At 71.6% G+C, this 20,127-nt stretch carries 18 protein-coding genes; 13 read left to right on the top strand and 5 right to left on the bottom strand.

The window, feature by feature from the left end:
- Positions 1 to 17: 17 nt before the first annotated feature.
- From MTDSW087_RS19915 to MTDSW087_RS19895, 5 genes are all read right to left on the bottom strand, one after another.
- Entirely contained in the window at positions 18 to 1,343 is a 1,326-nt protein-coding gene (locus MTDSW087_RS19915; RefSeq protein WP_144766649.1) for an LLM class flavin-dependent oxidoreductase, read from the bottom strand.
- Positions 1,344 to 1,405: 62 nt separating this feature from the next.
- The gene (locus MTDSW087_RS19910) at positions 1,406 to 2,278 is read right to left on the bottom strand and encodes an ABC transporter permease (RefSeq protein ID WP_144766648.1); all 873 of its coding nucleotides are present in this window, start codon (positions 2,276 to 2,278) and stop codon (positions 1,406 to 1,408) included.
- Positions 2,278 to 3,174, bottom strand: coding sequence for an ABC transporter ATP-binding protein (locus MTDSW087_RS19905; RefSeq protein ID WP_144766647.1), 897 nt, complete (start codon positions 3,172 to 3,174; stop codon positions 2,278 to 2,280). Before MTDSW087_RS19905 ends, MTDSW087_RS19910 begins: the two co-directional genes overlap by 1 nt.
- A gap of 13 nt (positions 3,175 to 3,187) precedes the next feature.
- Positions 3,188 to 4,222, bottom strand: a complete 1,035-nt coding sequence (locus MTDSW087_RS19900) for an ABC transporter substrate-binding protein (protein WP_144766646.1) — start codon at positions 4,220 to 4,222, stop codon at positions 3,188 to 3,190.
- A gap of 261 nt (positions 4,223 to 4,483) precedes the next feature.
- Positions 4,484 to 5,380, bottom strand: a complete 897-nt coding sequence (locus tag MTDSW087_RS19895) for a LysR family transcriptional regulator (RefSeq protein ID WP_144766645.1) — start codon at positions 5,378 to 5,380, stop codon at positions 4,484 to 4,486.
- Between the two features lie 117 nt (positions 5,381 to 5,497).
- Between MTDSW087_RS19895 and MTDSW087_RS19890 the strand changes: the two genes are divergently transcribed.
- The 13 genes from MTDSW087_RS19890 (at position 5,498) to MTDSW087_RS19830 (ending at position 20,120) form a co-directional block, all read left to right on the top strand.
- On the top strand, positions 5,498 to 6,283 hold the full coding sequence (locus tag MTDSW087_RS19890; protein ID WP_144766644.1) for an SDR family NAD(P)-dependent oxidoreductase: 786 nt from the start codon (positions 5,498 to 5,500) through the stop codon (positions 6,281 to 6,283).
- A gap of 181 nt (positions 6,284 to 6,464) precedes the next feature.
- Positions 6,465 to 7,403, top strand: a complete 939-nt coding sequence (locus tag MTDSW087_RS19885; protein ID WP_144766643.1) for a pirin family protein — start codon at positions 6,465 to 6,467, stop codon at positions 7,401 to 7,403.
- Between the two features lie 100 nt (positions 7,404 to 7,503).
- A complete protein-coding gene (locus tag MTDSW087_RS19880; protein ID WP_144766642.1) occupies positions 7,504 to 9,270 on the top strand; it encodes a monovalent cation:proton antiporter-2 (CPA2) family protein in 1,767 nt (588 codons plus the stop codon).
- Between the two features lie 173 nt (positions 9,271 to 9,443).
- Positions 9,444 to 10,136: a GntR family transcriptional regulator gene (locus MTDSW087_RS19875; RefSeq protein WP_144766641.1), complete on the top strand. Its 693-nt coding sequence runs from the start codon at positions 9,444 to 9,446 to the stop codon at positions 10,134 to 10,136.
- 91 nt (positions 10,137 to 10,227) lie between these two features.
- Positions 10,228 to 10,980 carry an ABC transporter ATP-binding protein gene (locus tag MTDSW087_RS19870; protein ID WP_144766640.1) on the top strand — a complete coding sequence of 251 codons (753 nt, stop codon included), beginning with the start codon at positions 10,228 to 10,230 and terminating at the stop codon, positions 10,978 to 10,980.
- Complete coding sequence (locus MTDSW087_RS19865; RefSeq protein ID WP_144766639.1) at positions 10,973 to 11,695, top strand: ABC transporter ATP-binding protein; 723 nt, start codon at positions 10,973 to 10,975, stop codon at positions 11,693 to 11,695. Before MTDSW087_RS19870 ends, MTDSW087_RS19865 begins: the two co-directional genes overlap by 8 nt.
- 39 nt (positions 11,696 to 11,734) lie before the next feature.
- Positions 11,735 to 12,955, top strand: a complete 1,221-nt coding sequence (locus tag MTDSW087_RS19860) for an ABC transporter substrate-binding protein (RefSeq protein WP_144766638.1) — start codon at positions 11,735 to 11,737, stop codon at positions 12,953 to 12,955.
- A gap of 77 nt (positions 12,956 to 13,032) precedes the next feature.
- A complete protein-coding gene (locus tag MTDSW087_RS19855; RefSeq protein ID WP_144766637.1) occupies positions 13,033 to 13,938 on the top strand; it encodes a branched-chain amino acid ABC transporter permease in 906 nt (301 codons plus the stop codon).
- A gap of 12 nt (positions 13,939 to 13,950) precedes the next feature.
- Positions 13,951 to 14,952: a branched-chain amino acid ABC transporter permease gene (locus MTDSW087_RS19850; RefSeq protein WP_144766636.1), complete on the top strand. Its 1,002-nt coding sequence runs from the start codon at positions 13,951 to 13,953 to the stop codon at positions 14,950 to 14,952.
- 58 nt (positions 14,953 to 15,010) lie between these two features.
- A complete protein-coding gene (locus MTDSW087_RS19845; protein WP_144766635.1) occupies positions 15,011 to 15,907 on the top strand; it encodes a dihydrodipicolinate synthase family protein in 897 nt (298 codons plus the stop codon).
- 165 nt (positions 15,908 to 16,072) lie between these two features.
- A complete protein-coding gene (locus MTDSW087_RS19840; protein WP_144766634.1) occupies positions 16,073 to 17,434 on the top strand; it encodes an SWIM zinc finger family protein in 1,362 nt (453 codons plus the stop codon).
- Complete coding sequence (locus MTDSW087_RS19835; RefSeq protein WP_144766633.1) at positions 17,434 to 19,023, top strand: DUF5691 domain-containing protein; 1,590 nt, start codon at positions 17,434 to 17,436, stop codon at positions 19,021 to 19,023. The genes MTDSW087_RS19840 and MTDSW087_RS19835 overlap by 1 nt, the downstream gene beginning before the upstream one ends.
- Positions 19,020 to 20,120, top strand: coding sequence for an ATP-binding protein (locus tag MTDSW087_RS19830; protein ID WP_144766632.1), 1,101 nt, complete (start codon positions 19,020 to 19,022; stop codon positions 20,118 to 20,120). Before MTDSW087_RS19835 ends, MTDSW087_RS19830 begins: the two co-directional genes overlap by 4 nt.
- The last annotated feature ends 7 nt before the right edge of the window (positions 20,121 to 20,127 follow it).

Here is a 20,127-nt window from a genome sequence, read left to right as displayed (position 1 = left end):
GCGGCCCGCGCCGGGGCTCAGGCGGCGGGGGGCGAAGCCGCGCGCGAGCCGAGATGCCCGCGCAGCGTCCGGCCCTCGTAATCCTGCCGGAACAGGCCGCGGCGGCGCAGCTCCGGCAGGACCAGCTCGATGAAGTCGTCGAGCCCGCCGGGCAGCGTCGCCGGCATGATGTTGAACCCGTCCGCGCCGCCGGCCCGGAAGCGCTCCTCCATCTCGTCGGCGATCTGGGCCGGCGTGCCGACGATCTGGGAATGGCCGCGCGCGCCCGCGATGCGCAGGTAGAGCTGGCGCAGGCTCAGGCCCTCGCGGCGGGCGAGGTCGAACATCAGTTGCTGGCGCGACTTGGCGCCGTTGGCCTCCGGCAGCGCCGGCACCGGCCCGTCCACGTCGTAGCCCGACAGGTCGAAGCCGCCGACCATGCGCTCCAGGAGCGCGAGGCCGACCACGGGGTCGATCAGGTCTTGTAATGCCTCGAACTTGGCCCGCGCCTCCGCCTCGCTGCGCCCGACCACGGGGAAGAGGCCGGGCATGACCTTGAGGTCGCTAGGCGCGCGGCCGTAGCGGGGCAGGCGCTCCTTCAGGTCGCCGTAGAACGCCACCGCCTCGGCCAGCGTCTGGTGGGCGGTGAAGACGATCTCGGCGGTGCGCGCGGCCAGATCCTTGCCCGGCCCCGACGAGCCGGCCTGCACGAGGACCGGCTGCCCTTGCGGCGTGCGCGAGATGTTGAGCGGGCCCCGCACCTCGAAATGCTTGCCCCTATGGTTCAGCGGCCGAAAGCCGTCCGGCTTCGAGAACTGGCCGCTCTCCCGGTCGATCACCACCGCGTCGTCGTCCCAGCCGTTCCAGAGGCCGAGGACGACGTCGACGAACTCTTCGGCGCGCTCGTAGCGGTCGGCATGCCGCGCGATGCGGTCGTTGCCGAAATTGGCGGCCTCGGCGTCGGTGGTCGAGGTGACGAGGTTCCACCCGGCCCGGCCGCCGCTGAGATGATCGAGGGACGCGAAGCGGCGCGCCACGTTGTAGGGCTCGTTGAAGCTGGTCGAGGTCGTCGCCACGAGCCCGATCCGGCTGGTGACGGCCGCGAGCGCGGAGAGCAGCGTCACCGGCTCGAAATGGGTCGAGCGGGCCGTGCGCTCGCTGGAGCGCAGGTTGGAATCGCGGATGCCGGTGCCGTCCTCGAGGAAGACGAGGTCGAACTTCGCGGCCTCGGCCTTCCGCGCCCAGCCGACATAGCGCTCGAGGTTGATGCCGCCATCGGCCTCGCTCGAAGGATGGCGCCAGCCCGCGATGTGGTGGCCGGTGGCGTAGAAGAAGGCGCCGAGGCGCAGGGTGCTCTGTGTCATGGATCGATCGTGAGGGATGAGGGGGACCGCGCGCCTGTGCGGGCTCGTGCCGTCCGCCGACGTCAGCGGACCATGCCCCAGCGCCGCACCGTCAGGCGCTCCAGGCTCGCGAAGACGAGGTTCTCGACGACGAGGCCGATGGCGATGACGAGGAGCAGGCCGGCGAAGACGCGGTCGGTGTAGAGCTCGTTGCGGTTCTGGAAGATGTACCAGCCGAGCCCGCCCTTGCCGGAGGCCGCGCCGAAGACGAGCTCCGCCGCGATCAGGGTGCGCCAGGCGAAGGCCCAGCCGATCTTGAGGCCGGACAGGATGGCCGGCAGCGCCGCCGGGATCAGGATCTGCCAGACGTACGGCAGGCCCCTGAGCCCGTAATTGCGGCCGGCCATGCGGAGCGTCTCGGGCACGCCCTGGAAGCCCGCATAGGTGTTGAGCGCGAGCGGCCACAGCACCGAGTGGACCAGCACGAAGACGAGGCTGCCGGATCCGAGGCCGAACCAGAGCAGCGCCAGCGGCAGCAGGGCGATGGCCGGCAGCGGGTTGAACATGGCCGTCAGCGTCGAGAGCAGGTCGCGGCCACCCTGCGTCGAGACGGCGAGTGTCGTCAGGCCGAAGGCGAGCACGACGCCGGCGAGGTAGCCCTGGGCCAGGACGCCGAGCGAGATCCGGACGCGCTCCAGGAGCTCGCCGCTCGCCAGCCCCTCGCCGAGCGCCGACAGGGTCGCGAGGAAGCCCGGCAGCAGCAGGTCGTTGTCCTGAAAGCGCGCGAGCGCCTCCCAGGCGACGGCGAGCGTCGCGAGAATCAGGCCCTTGCGCAGCCATTCCTGCTGCCAGAGCCGGGTCGAGAGCGGCAGCGCGCGCTCGACCGGCGCCTCGACGAAGGGCGCGAGCACCCGGTCGTATTCCGGGCGGATCGGGGGGAGGACGTGCTGGTTCATCACGGGACCGGGGAGGCGTCGGGTTCCGGGCCGGCCTCGAACAGGCGTCCGTGCAGGCGCTGGACGGCGGCCTGGAAGTCGCGGCTGCCGATGTCGCTCAAGGTGAAGTCGTGGGCGTTGACCTCGCTGCGGACCCGGCCGGGATGGGGCGAGAGCAGCGCCACCCGGTTGCCGACCACGAGGGCCTCCTCGATGGAATGGGTGACGAAGAGCAGGGTGAAGCGGACCTCGTCCCAGAGGGCGAGCAGCTCCTCCTGCATCTTGCGCCGGGTCAGCGCGTCCAGCGCCGCGAAGGGCTCGTCCATCAGCAGCACCTTGGGCTGCGTGGCGAGGGCGCGGGCGATGGCCACGCGCTGCTTCATGCCGCCCGAGAGCTGGTGCGGGTAGCTGTCGGCGAAGCGCGTCAGCCCGACCTTGTCGATGTAGTGGCGCGCCCGCGCCTCCGCCTCGCGGCGGCCGAGGAGACCGGCGGCCCGGAGCGGGAAGGCGACGTTCTGCGCCACCGTCTTCCAGGGCGGGAGCTGGTCGAATTCCTGGAAGACGACGATGCGGTCCGGCCCCGGGCCCCGAACCACCTCCCCGCCGACCCGGATCTCGCCCTCGACCGGTTGGTGGAATCCGGCGATCGCCTTGAGCAGGGTGGACTTGCCGCAGCCCGAAGGGCCGAGCAGCACGAAGCGGTCGGCCGCGTAGACGTCGAGATCGATCCGGTGCGTGGCCCGGACCACGCGCTCCGGCGTGCGGTATTCCAGGCTGACGCCGGAGACCTGAAGGAGCGGCACCGACGTCGGTGCCGGGGCCCGCGGCGGGGCGGTGGCCTCGCTCAGCCCGCGGCCGGACGGCGCGGGCCGGGGACGCGGCTCGAAATGGCTCTCGCGCGCGGCGACGAGGGTCATGCGCGTGATCCGCTCAGCTGCCCGCGGCGACGCGAGGATTGCCGAAGAAATAGTCCTCCAGCGCCTTGGGCTCGTTCTTGATCGCGCCGACGCGGTGCATGAACTGGCCGAGCCCGAGGGTGTTCTGCGGCTCGATCTTGAAGGTGACCTCGGGGTTCTTGATCACCTTCAGGAGCAGGTCGCGGTCGATCTTGCTGTTGTTCGCCTTGATGTAGATGTCGGCCGCCTTCTCCGGGTTGGCGGTGATGAACGTCGCCGCCTCGTCGAGGGCGTCGACGAAGGCCGCGTAGGTCTTCGGGCTCTCCTTGTGGAACCGCTCGGCGGCGTAGAGCACGGTCGAGGAGGCGGGACCGCCCTGCACGTCGTAGGATTTCAGGACGATGCGGGCTTTGGGGTTCTCGGCGAGTTCCTGCTCTTGGAAGGGCGGGTTCGCGAAATGGCCGGTGATCTCGGTGCCGCCCTTCACGATGGCCGCGGTGGCCTCCGGGTGCGGGACGGCGACGCTGATCCGGTCGAGCCTGGCGAATTCCTTGTCGCCCCACAGCTTGGCCGAGGCCCATTGCAGGATGCGCGCCTGCACCGAGACACCGACAGCGGGCAGCGCGATGCGGTCCTTGTCGGTGAAGTCGGCGATGGTCTTCACCTCGGGGCGGTTGCTGACGAGGTAGTAGGGAAAGTTGCCGAGCGAGGCGACGCCGCGGACGTTCTGCCGGCCCCTCGTGCGGTCCCACAGCGTGAAGAGCGGGCCGACGCCGGCGCTGGCGACCTCGATATTGCCGGAGAGCAGCGCGTCGTTGACGGCTGAGCCGCCCGAGAGCTGCAGGTATTCGACCTTGATGTCGAGCCCCGCGGCCTTGCCGTGCTTCTCGATCAGCTTCTGATCCTCGGCGACGTTCAGCAGGAGGTAGACGACGCCGAATTGCTTGGCGATGCGCAGCTGGCCCTCCGCCGCCCGGGCCGGCACGAGGGCCGCGCCGGCCAGGGCGAGGCCGCCGAGCAGGGCGGCAGCCTGCCGGCGCGAGAACGGACGGCGTCGCGTGAACGTCATGGGATCCTCGGTCGTACCAGCCACCGCCAGGGTGAGGGAGCGGTGCGCGCCCCGTGGCCGGCGAAAAATCTGCCTCCGGTCTACAATTGGATCGACAAAATGTCATATTTGAAGAATATTCGATCGGAGATCGTCCGTCTCTCGGCCGGGCTGCGGGGAGAAAGTTCTATGCCGCCGCCCGCAGGACCTTGCGCCGCCCGATCGTCCGGACGGGAATAGGGACGCGCACGGCAGGAGAGAGGCGCCGGACCTCGACGCCGGTCAGGCGCTCACCGTCGCGTGGGCGGCCAGGAAATCGACGAAGGCCCGCGTGCGCCCCGACAGCCGGGCGTGGCCGACATAGAGGGCGTGGACGTCCTCGGCATCGCCGGGGTTGAAGGCTTCCAGCACCGGCACGAGGCGTCCGGCCGCGAGATCGGACGCGACGTGGAACAGGGCGAGGCGTGCGATGCCGGCGCCGCCCAGCGCCATGAGGCGCACGACCTCGCCGGAATTGCCGAAGAAGTTGCCCTGGATCGGGCGCTGGCCGATTCCGGAGCCGACGCGGAACGGCCAGGTGTCGAGCGAGCGGCGGAAGCTGAAATTGAAACAGTTATGCCGCGCGAGATCGTCCGGATGCTCCGGAATCCCGTGCTCGGCGAGGTAGCCCGGCGCCGCGACCACGGCCATCCGGCTGCGCCCGAGGCTGCGCGCCCGCAGGCGCGTGTCGCGCAAGGGGCCGATGCGGATCGCCACGTCGGCCTGGCTCGCGGCGAGGTCGATCACCTCGTCCGTGAGGGTGAGGTCGAGGCTCATGCGCGGATGCGCAGCGAGGAAGCGCGGCAGGATCGGCAGGATGACATGGGTTCCGAACGGGACCGACGCGTTGACCCGCAGCCGGCCGCTCGGCTCGGCCGCGCTCTCGGTGAAGGTGCGCTCGATCGCGTCGAGATCCTCCATCAGCGCGGCGGCCTGCTCGCGGTAGGTCTCGCCCTCCGGCGTCAGGATCAGGGAGCGGGTGGTCCGCCGCAGCAGGGCGACGCCGAGGCGCGCCTCCAGGCGCGCGACTGCCCGGCTCACCGCGGAGGGGGTCTGGCGCAGCGCCCGCGCCGCCGCCGCGAAGCTGCCGCGGCGCACGACCTGGAGGAACGCCTCCATCTCGCCGAGCCGGTTGTCCATGGCCGCCCCATTCGTGCGCTCGATGCACGATGATCGTGCCGCGGTGAGCGCTACTCATCAATCGCCGTCGCGTCCATCTCACCGGGACCGACGCAGCCGACACTCGAGGGAGCCATCATGGATCTGCAGCTCACAGGACGGACCGCACTGGTCACCGGCTCGACGGCCGGGATCGGCCTCGCCATCGCCAAGCGCCTGGCGGCCGAGGGCGCGGAGGTGATCGTCACCGGACGCCAGCCGGCGAAGCTCGACGCCGCGGCGGCGGAGATCGGCACGAGCGGTCGCGTCCGGGCGATCCTGGCGGATGCCGCCACGCCCGAAGGGGCTGCCGTGCTGGCGCGCGAGGCGGCCGAGGTCGACATCCTCGTCAACAATCTCGGGATCTACGAGGCGAAGGACTTCACCGCCATCTCGGACGCGGACTGGCACCGCCTGTTCGAGGTCAACGTGGTGGCCGGCGCCCGGCTCGCCCAGGCCTACTTCTCGCGGATGCGCGCGCGCGGCTGGGGCCGCATCGTGTTCGTGTCGAGCGAATCCGGCCTCGTGCCGCCGCCGGACATGATCCACTACGCGGTCACCAAATCGGCCCAGCTGACGATCGCGCGGGGGCTGGCGCAGCTCACCAAGGGCAGCGCGGTGACGGTGAACACGGTGCTGCCGGGCCCGACCCGCTCGGAGGGGATCGGCGACTTCCTGAAGAGCGTGGCCAGCAGTCCGGACCTGTCGCCCGAGGCGATGGAGGAGGAGTTCTTCCGCCTGCACCGGCCGCTCTCGCTGATCCAGCGCATGATCGAGCCGGACGAGATCGCCGCGCTGGTCGCCTATCTGGCAAGCCCGCTCGCTGCGGCGACCAACGGCGCGGCGCTCCGAGTCGAGGGCGGCATCGTGCCGACCATCGCCTGACCCCGCGCCGCCGGTCGGGCGCGGATATGGAAACGATGCGTTTCCTTCGTTTCCATTTTCTCGCCGGCCCGCTTGCGTCAAGGTGCTTCCGGTCGATGCCCCATCCGGGGCATTGCGGGATCCGGGCGGCGGGCGCGTCCCGACGGCGCGCCCGGTCCCGGAGCGAGAAGGAGCAGGCGCGATGAGCTGGCACAGTGCGGACGATCCGGTCCCGGGCGACCATTTCAGCTGCGACGCGATCCGGACCCTGGTGGTGCCGCGCTCGCGCGACCTCGGCTCCTTCTCCGTGCGGCGGGCGCTGCCCTCGACCGAGTGCCGGATGGTCGGCCCCTTCATCTTCTTCGACCAGATGGGCCCGTCCGAGTTCCTGCTCGGCGCCGGGATGGACGTGCGCCCGCACCCGCATATCGGGCTGTCCACCGTCACCTACCTGTTCGACGGCGAGATCATGCACCGGGACAGCCTCGGCACCGAACTGCCGATCCGGCCGGGCGAGCTGAACTGGATGACGGCCGGGCGCGGCATCACCCATTCCGAGCGCACCGGGGCCGACCTCCGGCAGACCGGCTCCCGGCTGTTCGGCATCCAGAGCTGGGTCGCCCTCTCGGCCCGGGACGAGGAGAACGCTCCGGCCTTCGAGCATTACGACGCCGCCGCGCTGCCCGTCCTCTCGGGCGAGGGCAAGACCGTGCGCCTGATCGCGGGCGAGGCCTTCGGGGCGCGCTCGCCCGTGCGCACCTCGAGCCCGATGGTCTATGCCGACGTGGTGCTCGAGGCCGGCGCGATGCTGCCCCTCGACCCGACCTACGACGAGCGCGCGATCTACACGGTCTCGGGTGCGATCGAGATCGCCGGCGACGGCTTCGGCCCCGGCCAGCTCCTGGTGTTCAATCCCGGCGACCGCATCAGCGTGCGCGCGACGCAGGCCGCCCGCTTCATGGTGCTCGGCGGCGAGCCGATGGACGGCCCGCGCCACCTCTGGTGGAACTTCGTCTCCTCGCGGCCGGACCGCATCGCGCAGGCGAAGGAGGATTGGCGCCAGGGCCGGTTCGACACCGTGCCGAACGACGCCGAGTTCATCCCGCTCCCCGAGGAGCCTGCGCCCGTCCGCTACCCGTAAGTTGACGCGGGCGCGGTCCTCGTTCACGGCGGCGTGATCGCGGTCGCCCCGACGTCCCGCGCCCGCTCGGCGGCCCCCCATTCACGAGGTTGGACCACCCATGGCTGTCGAAGCGTCCGGAACCGCGAGCGAGCTCGTCCAGGTCGTCTCCCTGCTGGCGGCGGGCGTCATCGCCGTTCCGCTCTTCAAGCGGCTCGGGCTCGGCTCGGTCCTCGGCTACCTCCTGGCGGGGCTCGCCATCGGGCCGTTCGGCCTGGGCCTGTTCACGGACGCCCAGGCGATCCTCCACGTGGCCGAGCTCGGCGTCGTGATGTTCCTCTTCATCATCGGGCTGGAGATGGAGCCGTCGCGGCTCTGGGGCATGCGGCGCGAGATCTTCGGCCTCGGCCTCGCGCAGGTCGGCGCCTGCATCGCCGCCCTCACCCTGGTGGGCGTCGCCCTCGGATTCTCGGTCAGCGTGGCCTTCGTGGCCGGCACCGGCTTCGTGCTGACCTCGACCGCCATCGTCATGCAGCTCCTGGAGGAGCGCGGCTCGCTCTCGACCCCGAAGGGCCAGCGGATCGTCGCCATCCTGCTCTTGGAGGACCTCGCGATCGTGCCGCTGCTCGCGGCGGTCGCGCTCCTGGCCCCCGGCGGCGCCGAGACGAGCGGGACGGAGCGCGCCTACGCCATCGCGCTCGCGCTCGCCTCGGTCGGGGCGCTGGTGGCGGCGGGCCGCTGGCTGCTCAACCCGCTGTTCCGGTTCTTCGCCGCCTCCAAGGCGCGGGAGGTCATGACGGCGGCGGCCCTACTCGTCGTGCTCGGCTCGGCGCTCGCCATGCAGCTCGGCGGCCTCTCCATGGCCATGGGCGCGTTCCTGGCCGGCGTCCTGCTCTCCGAATCGAGCTTCCGCCACCAGCTCGAGGCCGATGTCGAGCCGTTCCGCGGCATCCTGCTCGGCCTGTTCTTCCTCGGGGTCGGGATGTCCCTCGACTTGTCGGTGATCGCCGCGAACGGGGGGCTCATCCTCGCGAGCGTGGCCGCCTACATGGTGGTCAAGAGCCTGCTCATCTACGGGGTCGCCCGGGCCTTGCGGGCCTCGCATTCCGAGTCGCTGGAGCGCGCGGCCCTGATGGCGCAGGGCGGCGAGTTCGCCTTCGTGCTCTACGCGGCGGCCACGGGCGTGGGCATCATCGACGGCACGACCAACGCGATCCTGACCGCGACGGTCATCCTGTCGATGGCGATCACGCCGCTCACGGTCATCGCCTTCGACCGCTTCGGCCCCAAGGCCTCGATGTCCACGGACGGCGTCGAGGTTCCGGAGAACCTCGTCGGCAGCGCGCTGATCGTCGGCTTCGGCCGCTTCGGGCAGATCGTCAGCCAGCCGCTGATCTCGCGCGGATGCTCGGTCTCGATCATCGACACCGATGCCGAGCGGATCCGCCTGGCCGAGGGGTTCGGCTTCAAGGTCTATTACGGCGACGGCACGCGCCTCGACATCCTGCGCGCGGCCGGCGCCGCGACGGCCCGCGCCATCCTGATCTGCGTCGACGATCCCGGGACGGCCAGGCACGTCGCCGAGATCGCGAAGGCGGAGTTCCCGCTGGTTCCGGTCCTCGCCCGCGCCCGCGACCGCGAGCACGCGGTGGAGCTGATCCAGGCAGGCGTCGCCTATCAGATCCGCGAGACCCTCGAATCCGCGCTCGCGCTCGGCGAGCAGGCGCTCCTGACCATCGGCGACGACCCGGAATCCGCGGCCGAGGTCATGGCCGAGGTCCGCCGCCGCGACGCCGAGCGCCTCGACCTGGAGACCGTCGGCGGCATCCATGCCGGGCTGGAGCTGATCCGCGGCAACGCGGCGGCCCCGACCCACGGGATCGGCTGATCGTCCCGGCTGTGGGCGCCCCCCTCTCCCCGCAAGCGGGGAGGGGGGATCCGTGGCCGTCTGCTCCGATCAACCCAGCGACCGTACGACCTGCACGGCCTGACTCGTGCGGCAGGGCCATTGCATCCGCCGCGCTGCCTCGGATAAAATATACGAAACGATCCGAGGCACCGATGCCCCCAGCGGCTCCCACCAAACCGGCGCCCGATCGGTTGCGCCACAAGACCGTGTCCGCCGCCGTCGCCGACGCGTTGCGGCAGCGCATCCTCAACGGGGAGTTCGCGCCCGGCGTCGCCCTGCGCCAGGACGCGCTCGCGGAGGAGTTCGGCATCAGCCGGATCCCGATCCGGGAGGCCCTGCTCCAGCTCGAAGCCGCCGGCCTCGTGAAGATCGTGCCGCATCGCGGCGCCGTCGTCTCCGGCCTCACGGTGGAGGAGGTCGAGGACATCTTCCAGCTCCGCGTGCAGCTGGAGCCGCCGCTCCTGATGCTCTCGGCGCCCCGCTTCTCCGAGGAGGACGTGCGGGCCCTGCGCAGCCTGACGCTGGAATACGGCGCCGCCCTCGAGGCCGGCCAGGTCGAGCGCTGGGGCGAGCTGAACCGGCGCTTCCATCTCGATCTGCTGCGCCATGCCGACCGGCCGCGCTCGCTCAGCATCATCTCCGGCCTCCTGCAGGATTGCGACCGGCCGACCCGCCTGCAGCTCTCCGCCTCCGGCGACGTGGCCCGCGCCGACCAGGAGCACACGCAGATCGTGGCGCTCTGCGAGGCTGGCCGGATCGCCGAGGCCGCCGACCTCCTGCGGGCGCATATCGAGCACGCCGGCACCTCGCTGGTGGCCATCTACCGGCGCGCCCACGCCGCCTGAGCCGCGCGGCCTCCGGGAGCGGCGGGCATCGGGCGCTTGACTGCCTGGAGATTTTATACAATCTACAAAATAGGGATTCGGCGAGGCGGCCATGTCGGATTGCGCGTTGGAGACGGAGGGGCTGACCAAGGCGTTCGGCGGCTTCACGGCCGTGCGGGACGTCGACCTCAAGGTCCGCCGCCACACGATCCACGCGCTGATCGGGCCGAACGGGGCCGGCAAGACCACCTTCTTCAACCTGCTGACGAAGGTCCACGCGCCGACGCGCGGGCGCATCCTCTACGAGGGCGCCGACATCACGGCCGAGAGTTCGGCGGCGATCGCCCGGCGCGGCATCGTGCGCTCGTTCCAGATCTCGGCGACCTTCCCGCACATGAGCGTGCGCGACAACGTCCGGGTCGCGCTGCAGCGGCGCCTCGGCACGCAGTACCGGTTCTGGCGCTCGGTGCGCTCGCTCGCAATCCTCGACGACGAGGCGCTGGCGCTCCTCGCCGATGTCGGCCTCGCCGACTACGCCGAGGCGAACGCGGCCGACCTGTCCTATGGGCGCAAGCGGACGCTGGAGATCGCCACCACGCTCGCTCTCGACCCGCCGCTGCTGCTCCTCGACGAGCCGACCCAGGGCATGGCCATCGACGATGTCGACCGCATCAAGCGCCTGATCCGCCGGATCGCGGTGGGCCGGACCATCCTGATGGTCGAGCACAACATGTCGGTGGTGGCCGACCTCTGCGACACGATCACCGTGCTCCAGCGCGGCGAGATCCTGGCCCAGGGCAGCTATGCCGAGGTCTCCGCCGACCCGGCGGTGAAGTCGGCCTATCTCGGAGGCGGGCATGCCTGAGGCCGCGACCGGCACTGCGACCGTCTTGGAGATCCGCGGGCTCGAAGCGTGGTACGGCGAGAGCCACGTCCTGCACGGGGTCGATCTCAGCGTCCGCGAGGGCGAGTGCGTGACGCTGCTCGGGCGCAACGGCGCCGGCCGCAGCACCACGCTGAAGGCGATCCTCGGGCTGACCGACCGGCGCGCCGGCTCGGTGCGGGTGCGTGGGCAGGAGACGATCCGGCTCAGCACGCACAAGATCGCCCGGCTCGGCCTCGGCTACTGTCCGGAGGAGCGCGGCATCTACCGCTCCCTCACGACCCAGGAGAATCTCACCCTTCTGCCCCGGCTCGGGCCCGACGGGATGTCGGTGTCCGAGGTGCTGGCGATGTTCCCGAACCTCGCCGAGCGCGCCGACAGCGGCGGCGGCAGGCTCTCGGGCGGCGAGCAGCAGATGCTGGCGCTCGGCCGCATCCTGACCACGGGCGCGCGCATCCTGCTCCTCGACGAGATCACGGAAGGGCTCGCGCCGGTCATCGTCGAGGCGCTCGGCCGGGCGGTGGCGCTCCTCAAGAGCCGCGGCTTCACCATCGTGCTGGTCGAGCAGAACTTCCATTTCGCCCGCCACCTCGCCGACCGCCACTACGTGATCGAGCACGGGCGCGTGGCGGCGGAGATCGCGGCCGGCGAGGTCGCGGCGCGCGAGGCCGAGGTCGGGCGCCTGCTCGGCGTCTGAGGCCGATCCGTATTGGGAAACTGAGGAGGAGGCGGGGTCATGCGGTCACGGTTCATCGGTTGCGTGCTCGGCGCGTCGATCGCGTCGTTCGCAGGCGCGGCGCTCGCCGCCGACGCGGTCAGCGACGGCGTCGTCAAGATCGGCATCCTGAACGACCTGTCGGGCATCTATTCCGACTTCACCGGGCGCGGCTCGGCGGTCGCCGCGCAGATCGCCATCGACGAGATGGGCGGCAAGGTGCTCGGCGCCCCCATCGAGCTCGTCGCGGCCGACCACCAGAACAAGCCCGACATTGCGGCCAACCTCGCCCGCGAATGGTTCGACCAGGGCAAGGTCGACATGATCGCCGACTTCCCGACCTCCTCGACGGCGCTCGCCGTGATGGAGATCGCCAAGCAGAAGAACCGCGTGACCATGCTCTCGGCCGGCGTCGCCATGGCGGCGATCAACGAGAAATGCTCACCGCTCAACGCGCAGTGGATGGTCAACACCTACGCGCTGGCCGCCGGCACCGCCAAGGCGCTGCTCAAGACCGGGCGCAAGAGCTGGTACTTCGTCACCGCCGACTACACCTTCGGCCATTCCCTGGAGAAGGACGCCTCCGCCGTGGTCGAGGCCGAGGGCGGCAAGGTGCTCGGCGTCTCGCGCCACCCCTTCCCGGGCGGCGACTTCTCCTCCTTCATGCTGAAGGCGCAGGCGAGCGGCGCCCAGGTGATCGCGCTGGCGAATGCCGGCAGCGACACGATCAACGCCGTGAAGCAGGCGGCCGAGTACGGCATCGGGCGCAGCGACAAGCAGGTGATCGCCCCGCTGCTGACCTACATCACCGACGTGAAGAGCCTAGGCCTCGCCAAGGCCCAGGACATGTACCTGACGGAAGCCTTCTACTGGGATTACGACGACCGCTCGCGCGCCTTCGCGGAGACGTACTTCGCCAAGATGAAGCGCATGCCGAGCGCCTCGCAGGCGGCGGTCTATTCGGCGGCCCTGAACTACCTCAAGGCGATCCATGCGGCCGGCACCGACGAGGCCGGCGCGGTGATGGCCAAGCTCCGCACCATGACCATCGACGACGCGGTGATCCGCAACGGGCACCTGCGCGCCGACGGCGCCCTCGTCCACGACATGCTGCTCCTGCAGGTGAAGAAGCCGGCGGAATCGAAGCGCGACTGGGACTTCTACAACGTCCGCGCCGTGCTGAAGGGCGAGGACGTGTTCCCGAAGCCCTCCGACGCCTGCCCGCTCAACGCCAAGGGCTGAGCTAGGGGCTGAGCCTCAGATCCTCCCCCCTCTGCGGGGGAGGGAGATCCCGCCCACCCCAACCCGCCGGTGACCCCATGACGGACATCACCCTCCAGGCCTTCATGGCCCAGCTCACGATCGGCCTCATCGGCGGCTGCTTCTACGCCATGCTCAGCATGGGGCTCGCGATCATCTTCGGGCTCTTGAACATCATCAACTTCACCCACGGGGCGCAGTTCATGATGGCCGCCTTCCTGGCCTGGATCGGCCTGACCCAGATCGGCCCCTGGCTCGGCTATCCGGACTTCCAGATCAACTTCTGGGTCGCGCTGGCGCTGGCGCCGCTCTGCGTCGCGCTGTTCGGCATGGGCATCGAGCGCACGCTGCTGCGCCGGCTCTACCACCTCGACCACCTCTACGGCCTGCTCCTGACCTTCGGGGTGGCGCTCGTGATGGAGGGGGCCTTCCGCTACGCCTTCGGCGTCTCGGGCCAGGGCTACGAGCCGCCGGAGATCCTGCAGGGCCCGGTCGATATCGGCTTCATGCTGCTGCCGAAATACCGAATCTTCGTCGTCGCCGCCTCGCTGCTGATCTGCTTCGCGACCTGGTACCTGTTCGAGCGCACCAAGCTCGGCGCGTATCTCCGCGCCGGCACAGAGAATCCGCGCCTGCTCCAGGCCTTCGGCATCAACGTGCCGGTGATGATCACGCTGACCTACGGGTTCGGGGTGGCGCTCGCCGGCATCGCGGGGGTGCTCGCCGCGCCGATCATGCAGGTGACGCCGCTCATGGGCGGCAACCTCCTCAACATCGTCTTCGCCGTGGTGGTGATCGGCGGCCTCGGCTCGATCCTCGGCTCAATGATGACCGGCCTTGCGCTCGGGCTGATCGAGGGGCTGACCAAGGTGGTCTACCCGGAGGCCTCGACCGTGGTGGTGTTCGTGATCATGGCGATCGCCCTGCTCGTGCGCCCGGCCGGCCTGTTCGGCCGCGAAGTCTGAGCGGAGGGCTCGATGTCGACCACCTTCAAGATCTTTCTCGTGCTCTGCGCGGCGGCCCTCGTCGTGCCCTTCGTGCCGGGACTGATCTACCCAATCTTCGTGATGAAGGTGATGTGCTACGGGCTGTTCGCCTGCGCCTTCAACCTGCTGCTCGGCTTCACGGGCCTCGTCTCCTTCGCCCACGCCGCCTTCCTCGGCAGCGCGGGCTACGTCACCGGCGCGCTGATGATCCGCTTCGGCAGCCACCCGCTCGGCATGCCCGTAGCCTTCGTGGCGGGCATCGCGGCGGCGGCGCTCGTGGGCTTCGCCATCGGCGGCCTCGCGATCCGGCGGCGGGGCATCTACTTCGCGATGATCACGCTGGCGCTCTCCCAGATCGTCTATTTCCTGGCGGTGCAGTTCCGCTGGACCGGCGGCGAGGACGGGCTCCAGGGCATTCCCCGCGGCAGCCTGTTCGGGCTCGACCTCACCTCCGACACCACGATGTACTACGTGACGCTGGCGCTCTTTGCCGCGGGCTTCCTGTTCGTCGACCGGGTGGTGCACTCGCCCTTCGGCCAGATCCTCCAGGCGGTGCGGGACAACGAGGCGCGCGCCGTCTCGCTCGGCTACGACGCCGACCGCTTCAAGCTCCTCGCCTTCGTGCTCTCGGCGGGCGTCGCGGGCTATGCCGGCGCGCTGAAGGCGCTGGTCTTCCAGCTCGTCTCCCTCAACGACGTCTCGCTCCACACCTCGACCGAGGTGGTGCTGATGACCCTGCTCGGCGGCGTCGGGACCATCTTCGGGCCGCTCGTCGGCGCCGCCCTGGTGGTGGGCTTGCAGAACTACCTCGCCACGATCGGGGACCTCGTCACCCTGGTGATCGGGCTGATCTTCATCGTCTGCGTCTCGTTCTTCCGGCGCGGCTTCGTCGGCGAGTTCCTGCATCTGCGCCGACGCCGGGCCGAGCGGAGCACCCGGCGCCCGGCCTTGCGGCCCGAGCCCGAGACGGCGCCCGCCGCCGAGGCGGCCTGACGCACCACGCCCGAATTCCGCCTTTCACGATTCACGCGCAACCCAAGGACGAACGACCATGTGGACCGGTGTCATCCCCGCCGTCACGACCAAGTTCAACGCCGACGGCAGCCTGGACCACGCCGAGATGGAGCGCTGCTTCGGCCTCCAGATGGAGGCGGGCTGCGACGGCCTCATCGTCTGCGGCTCGCTGGGCGAGGGCCCGATGCTGTCGCAGGACGAGCGCATCGCGGTGCTCCAGCGCGCCCAGGCGGTGGCCCAGGGCAAGCCCGTCCTGATGACGGTCTCCGAGGCCGGCACCCGCGAGGCCTGCGCGCTGGCCGAGAAGGCGGCGAAGGCCGGGGCGAGCGGCCTGATGGTGGTGCCGAGCCCGATCTACCACACCGACCCGGCCGAGACGGTCGAGACCCTGCGCGCGGTGGCCCAGGCCGGCGACCTGCCGGTGATGATCTACTCCAACCGCGTCGCCTACCGGGTCGACGTGACCCCCGAGATCATGGAGGAGCTGGCCGCCGACAGCCGCTTCGTGGCGATCAAGGAATCCTCCGACGACATCCGCCGCACCACCGAGATCATCAACCGCCTCGGCGACCGCTACGCCGTGCTCACCGGCGTCGACAACCTCGCCTTCGAGGCGCTGGCGGTCGGCGCCTGCGGCTGGGTCGCGGGCCTCGTCTGCGCCTTCCCCGATGAGACGGTGGCGATCTACCGGCTGATGAAGGCCGGCCGCTACGACGAGGCGCTGGCGATCTACCGCTGGTTCCGCCCGCTGCTCGACCTCGACGTGTCGACCTACCTGGTCCAGAACATCAAGCTCGCCGAGGCCCTCGCCATCGGCTCGACCGAGACCGTGCGGGCCCCGCGCCGGCCGCTCACGGGCCAGCGCCGCGCCGAGGTCGAGGCGATCGTGCGCGCCGCCATCGCGGCCCGCGCAACCCTGCCCGCCGCGGCCTGAGCTCCGAGGACGCGTCGCGCTCCGAGGATCGCTCGAACGAGCCTCGGAGCCGGCAAATGATCCGGCCGTTGCTTGGCGAAGAGGGTCGTCCGCGCTTCCAATAGCCGGACAGATCTTCTAAATGCTCTGGCCAACTGCCGAATCAGGAGCCCAGCGTCCCCCCGCATGAGCCTGACCACAGCCCAGATTCTCGATCTCGCGCCGGACGCGTCGAGCCGCAAGGCCGGCCAGGACCAGGCGAAGCCGGCGAAATGGGCGGGGCTCGGGCGCAGCGGCCCGGTGATCTGGGGCGAGATCAAGGGCAGCGGGGCGGCGCCCTACCGCACGGTCGCCGACCTGTCCGGCCCGGCCTCGAAATGCACCTGCCCGAGCCGGAAGTTCCCCTGCAAGCACGCCCTCGGGCTGATGCTGGTCGATGCCGGCGCGCCCCTCGCCGAGGCCGAGCAGCCGGACTGGGTGGCGGCCTGGGCGAAGGGCCGGGAGAGCCGCAGCGCCGCGGCCGAGACCAAGGCCCGCGAGCCGGCCAAGCCCGTCGACGAGAAGGCCCAGGCCAAGCGCCGGCAGGCGCGGGAGGAGCGCGTCGCGGCCTCCCTCGACGAACTCGACCTCTGGCTGCGCGACCTGATGCGGCGCGGCCTCGCGAGCGTGTGGGGCGAGCCCTACGCCTTCTGGGACCGCATGGCCGGCCGCCTCGTGGACGGGCAGGCCCCGGGCCTCGCGCGCCGGGTGCGCGCCTTGCCCGGCCTCGTCGCCGCGGGCGCCCGGCCCGGCGCGGCACGGCCGGAGGCGGCCCTCGCCCTCGGGCTCGGCCGGATCGCGCTCCTCGTCCGGGCCGCGCGGCGCCTCGACGCCCTGGAGCCCGAACAGGCGGCGGGGGTACGCGCCGCGATCGGCTACCCCGTCACCGCCGAGGAGATGGCGGCTCGGCCCGACCGGACGGACGATTGGGCCGTGCTCGCCCAGGCGGTGGACGAGGAGGACAAGCTCACCGCGCGCAGCGTCTGGCTCGTCGGGCGCGGGACCGGCGCCCTGGCTCAGGTGATCGACTACGGCACGGCGGGCTCGCCGCTGCCGCCGGCCCCGCCCGCCGGCCAGGACTTCACCGGCGCGCTCGCCTTCCACCCCGGCGACCCGCCCCTGCGCGCCGTCTTCCGCGAGGGCCGTGCCGGACCCTCTCCCTCCGCGGACCTGCCGGGCACCGGCAGCGTCGCCGAGGCCCTCGACCATTTCGCCGCGGCGCTCGCCCGCGCGCCTTGGACGGAGCGCTGGCCGCTGCGTCTCTCGGGCGTGCGGCTCGGGCGCCTCGCCGATGGCAGCGCCCTGGCGGCGGGCGACGCCACCGGCTGCCTGCCCCTGCGGGCCGCCCCGCACCTGCCGGCCCTGATGGCGGTGGCCGCGGGCCGCCCGGTCGGGCTGTTCGGCCTCTATGACGGGTTCGGCCTCGATGCCCTCGCCCTGGTGGCGGAGGGCCGGCTCTACGCGGTGCCGGCGCAGGATGCGCGCCCGATCCTAATGCGGGCGGCCTGATGGGCGTGGCCGATACCGGGGCCGACACGATCGGTGATACCTGGGAGACGGCGCTCGCCGCCGCCCTGCTCGGCGCCGACCGGGCGCCGGCCGGCGCCGCCGCGACGCCCTGGGGCGAGGTGGACTCGGGGGCCGATCCGGGCGGCGCCCTGCTCGGGCGGCTCGCCGGCCACGGCGTCCATCACCTCGCGGGATCGGGCTTCGCGGCCGAGGTGCTGGTGCCGGCCGAGCCCCGCGCGGCGGCGGGGCCCGAATGCCCGCCCGCCGCGGCCGCGCGCCTCGCCCTGCTGCTCGCGGGCGGCGGGCGCGACCGGCTGCGGGAATGGTGCGACCTCGCCGCCACCGCGGGAACGCGCGCCCCGCCCTGGCTGCTGCCGGCGCTCGCCGGCCACCGCTCCGACCTCGCCGGGGCGGTCGGGCGGATCGCCGGGGCCGAGCTCGCCTGGCTCGACCGAGCCTGCGGCGACGGGACGGACGAGGCGGACGGCGCCCCGTCCGCGGATTGGCTGGAGGGCACGCCGGCCGAGCGGCGCGCCGCCTTCGCGGATTTCCGGATGCGCGATCCGGAGGCCGCCCGCGCGGCCCTGGAGGCCGGGTTCCGGGCCGAGAAAGCGGAGATGCGCCAGACCCTCGTCGCCACCCTGGAGGTCGGCCTGTCCGAGGCCGACGCGCCCTTCCTCGAAACCTGCCTCGACGACCGCAGCTCCGGCGTGCGCGCCACCGCGCAGCGCCTGCTGCCCAGCCTGACCCGCTCGCTCCTCGCCTCCCGCATGGCGGTTCGGGCGACGGCAGCGCTCGCCGTCACGGCCAAGACCAAGCTCCTGGGCGGCACCGCGCACACGCTGGTTGTGACCCTGCCCGAGGAATCGCCGACGCTCGCCCGCGACGGGGTCGAGCCGCGCCCCTACGCGCGGCAGGGCGGCGGCACCCGGGCCCTGCTCCTGCAGGAGATCCTGGCGGCGGCCCCGCTCCACGCCCTCGGCGAGCACCCGCCGCGGCTCTGGATCGAGCTGGCGCTGCGCAGCGAGTGGGCCGACCCGGTCTTCGAGGGCCTCTTCGCCGCCATCCGCCGCGAGCGCGATGCGGACTGGGCCCGTGCCCTGGCGGAGGTGCTCGGCGAGGCCCATGCCGGCCGCCTCTCCGGCATCCGGCGCACGAATCCGCTGCGCGAGAAATGGGCCCGGGCCGCGGCGCTCCTGCCCGCGCCGGACTGGGAGCGGCTGGTGGAGGAGGCCTTCCGGGGGGGCGAGGCCGAGATCGTCCTCCCCCATCTCAGCCACGGGCCGGCCGCCTTCTCCGCGCGCTTCACCGCCGCCCATCTCGACTGGCTCGCCGCCGTGACCCGCGGCCCCCGCGCCGACCGCGACGCGCTGGCCAAGACCTGGCTGATCGACCGCCTCGCCGACCGGGCCTTCCCGGGCGAGGACGAGGCGGCCTCCGCCGCCGCGATCCTCGCGCGCCTGCCCGAGGATGCGGACGAGCGCCTGCGCGGCCAGGTCGCCCGCCTCGCCGAGACCCTGGAGCTGCGCGCCGCGATGCGGCGCGAATTCGGACCGCCAATCACCGCAGGGGAGAGCGCCCGAGGATGACGTCGACGAACGGGAGCAAGGCCGCGCAGCTGCGTCAGGCCGCCGAGGACGCCTTCGCCGAGGAGATCGCGGCGCTCCGCACCGCCGATGACAGGGCCCGGCCGCCGAACTGGCAGATGTCGCCCCAGGCGGTGGTCACCTACCTGATGGGCGGGCGCCTGCCTTCCGGCTTCGAGGTCAGCCCGAAATATATCGGCGACCGGCGGCTGATGGAGATCGCGGTGGCGACGCTCGCCACCGACCGGGCGCTGCTGCTGCTCGGCGTGCCCGGCACCGCCAAGAGTTGGGTCAGCGAGCACCTCGCGGCGGCGATCTGCGGCACCTCGCGGCTCATCGTGCAGGGCACGGCCGGCACCAGCGAGGAGGCGATCCGCTACGGCTGGAACTACGCGCTGCTGCTGGCCAAGGGCCCGAGCCGCGAGGCGGTGGTGGGCTCGCCGGTGATGCGCGCCATGAACGAGGGCCGCATCGCCCGCGTCGAGGAGCTGACCCGCATCCCCTCGGAGACGCAGGACAGCTTCATCACCATCCTCTCCGAGAAGACGCTGCCGATTCCGGAGTTGAACGCGGAGGTGCCGGCCCAGAAGGGCTTCAACCTGATCGCCACGGCCAACAACCGCGACCGGGGCGTCAACGAGCTGTCGAGCGCGCTCAAGCGCCGCTTCAACACCGTGGTGCTGCCACCGCCCGCCACCATCGAGGCGGAGATCGCCATCGTCGAGACCCGGGTCGCCTCCCTCGGCCGCGCCTTCGAGATCCCGGCCGAGCCCCCGGGCGCCGACCAGATCCGCCGCGTGGTCACGATCTTCCGCGAGTTGCGGGAGGGCGTGACGGCGGACGGCAAGAGCAAGGTCAAGCAGCCTTCCGGCACGCTCTCGACCGCCGAGGCGATCAGCGTCGTCGGCAGCGGCCTGGCGCTGGCCGCGCATTTCGGCGACGGCCGGCTCTCGGCGCACGACCTCGTCTCCGGGATCAGCGGCGCGGTGGTGAAGGATCCGGTGCAGGACGCCATCGTCTGGCGGGAATATCTCGAGACCGTGGTCAAGGAGCGCCCGGACTGGAAGGACTTCTACAGGGCCGCCCGCGAGACCGCCTGACGGGGCG

Origin of the sequence: Methylobacterium dankookense (assembly GCF_902141855.1) — a bacterium.
In the GTDB taxonomy this organism is placed as follows: Bacteria; Pseudomonadota; Alphaproteobacteria; order Rhizobiales; family Beijerinckiaceae; genus Methylobacterium; species Methylobacterium dankookense.
This window is presented reverse-complemented; position numbering and strand designations above follow the sequence as displayed.

Coding starts and splice junctions, on each gene's coding strand:
- MTDSW087_RS19860 (WP_144766638.1), top strand. CDS start 11,735: ATGCGGTCACGGTTCATCGGTTGCGTGCTCGGCGCGTCGATCGCGTCG.
- MTDSW087_RS19890 (WP_144766644.1), top strand. CDS start 5,498: ATGGATCTGCAGCTCACAGGACGGACCGCACTGGTCACCGGCTCGACG.
- MTDSW087_RS19850 (WP_144766636.1), top strand. CDS start 13,951: ATGTCGACCACCTTCAAGATCTTTCTCGTGCTCTGCGCGGCGGCCCTC.
- MTDSW087_RS19905 (WP_144766647.1), bottom strand. CDS start 3,174: ATGACCCTCGTCGCCGCGCGCGAGAGCCATTTCGAGCCGCGTCCCCGG.
- MTDSW087_RS19875 (WP_144766641.1), top strand. CDS start 9,444: ATGCCCCCAGCGGCTCCCACCAAACCGGCGCCCGATCGGTTGCGCCAC.
- MTDSW087_RS19910 (WP_144766648.1), bottom strand. CDS start 2,278: ATGAACCAGCACGTCCTCCCCCCGATCCGCCCGGAATACGACCGGGTG.
- MTDSW087_RS19845 (WP_144766635.1), top strand. CDS start 15,011: ATGTGGACCGGTGTCATCCCCGCCGTCACGACCAAGTTCAACGCCGAC.
- MTDSW087_RS19900 (WP_144766646.1), bottom strand. CDS start 4,222: ATGACGTTCACGCGACGCCGTCCGTTCTCGCGCCGGCAGGCTGCCGCC.
- MTDSW087_RS19880 (WP_144766642.1), top strand. CDS start 7,504: ATGGCTGTCGAAGCGTCCGGAACCGCGAGCGAGCTCGTCCAGGTCGTC.
- MTDSW087_RS19865 (WP_144766639.1), top strand. CDS start 10,973: ATGCCTGAGGCCGCGACCGGCACTGCGACCGTCTTGGAGATCCGCGGG.
- MTDSW087_RS19855 (WP_144766637.1), top strand. CDS start 13,033: ATGACGGACATCACCCTCCAGGCCTTCATGGCCCAGCTCACGATCGGC.
- MTDSW087_RS19885 (WP_144766643.1), top strand. CDS start 6,465: ATGAGCTGGCACAGTGCGGACGATCCGGTCCCGGGCGACCATTTCAGC.
- MTDSW087_RS19915 (WP_144766649.1), bottom strand. CDS start 1,343: ATGACACAGAGCACCCTGCGCCTCGGCGCCTTCTTCTACGCCACCGGC.
- MTDSW087_RS19830 (WP_144766632.1), top strand. CDS start 19,020: ATGACGTCGACGAACGGGAGCAAGGCCGCGCAGCTGCGTCAGGCCGCC.
- MTDSW087_RS19840 (WP_144766634.1), top strand. CDS start 16,073: ATGAGCCTGACCACAGCCCAGATTCTCGATCTCGCGCCGGACGCGTCG.
- MTDSW087_RS19895 (WP_144766645.1), bottom strand. CDS start 5,380: ATGGACAACCGGCTCGGCGAGATGGAGGCGTTCCTCCAGGTCGTGCGC.
- MTDSW087_RS19870 (WP_144766640.1), top strand. CDS start 10,228: ATGTCGGATTGCGCGTTGGAGACGGAGGGGCTGACCAAGGCGTTCGGC.
- MTDSW087_RS19835 (WP_144766633.1), top strand. CDS start 17,434: ATGGGCGTGGCCGATACCGGGGCCGACACGATCGGTGATACCTGGGAG.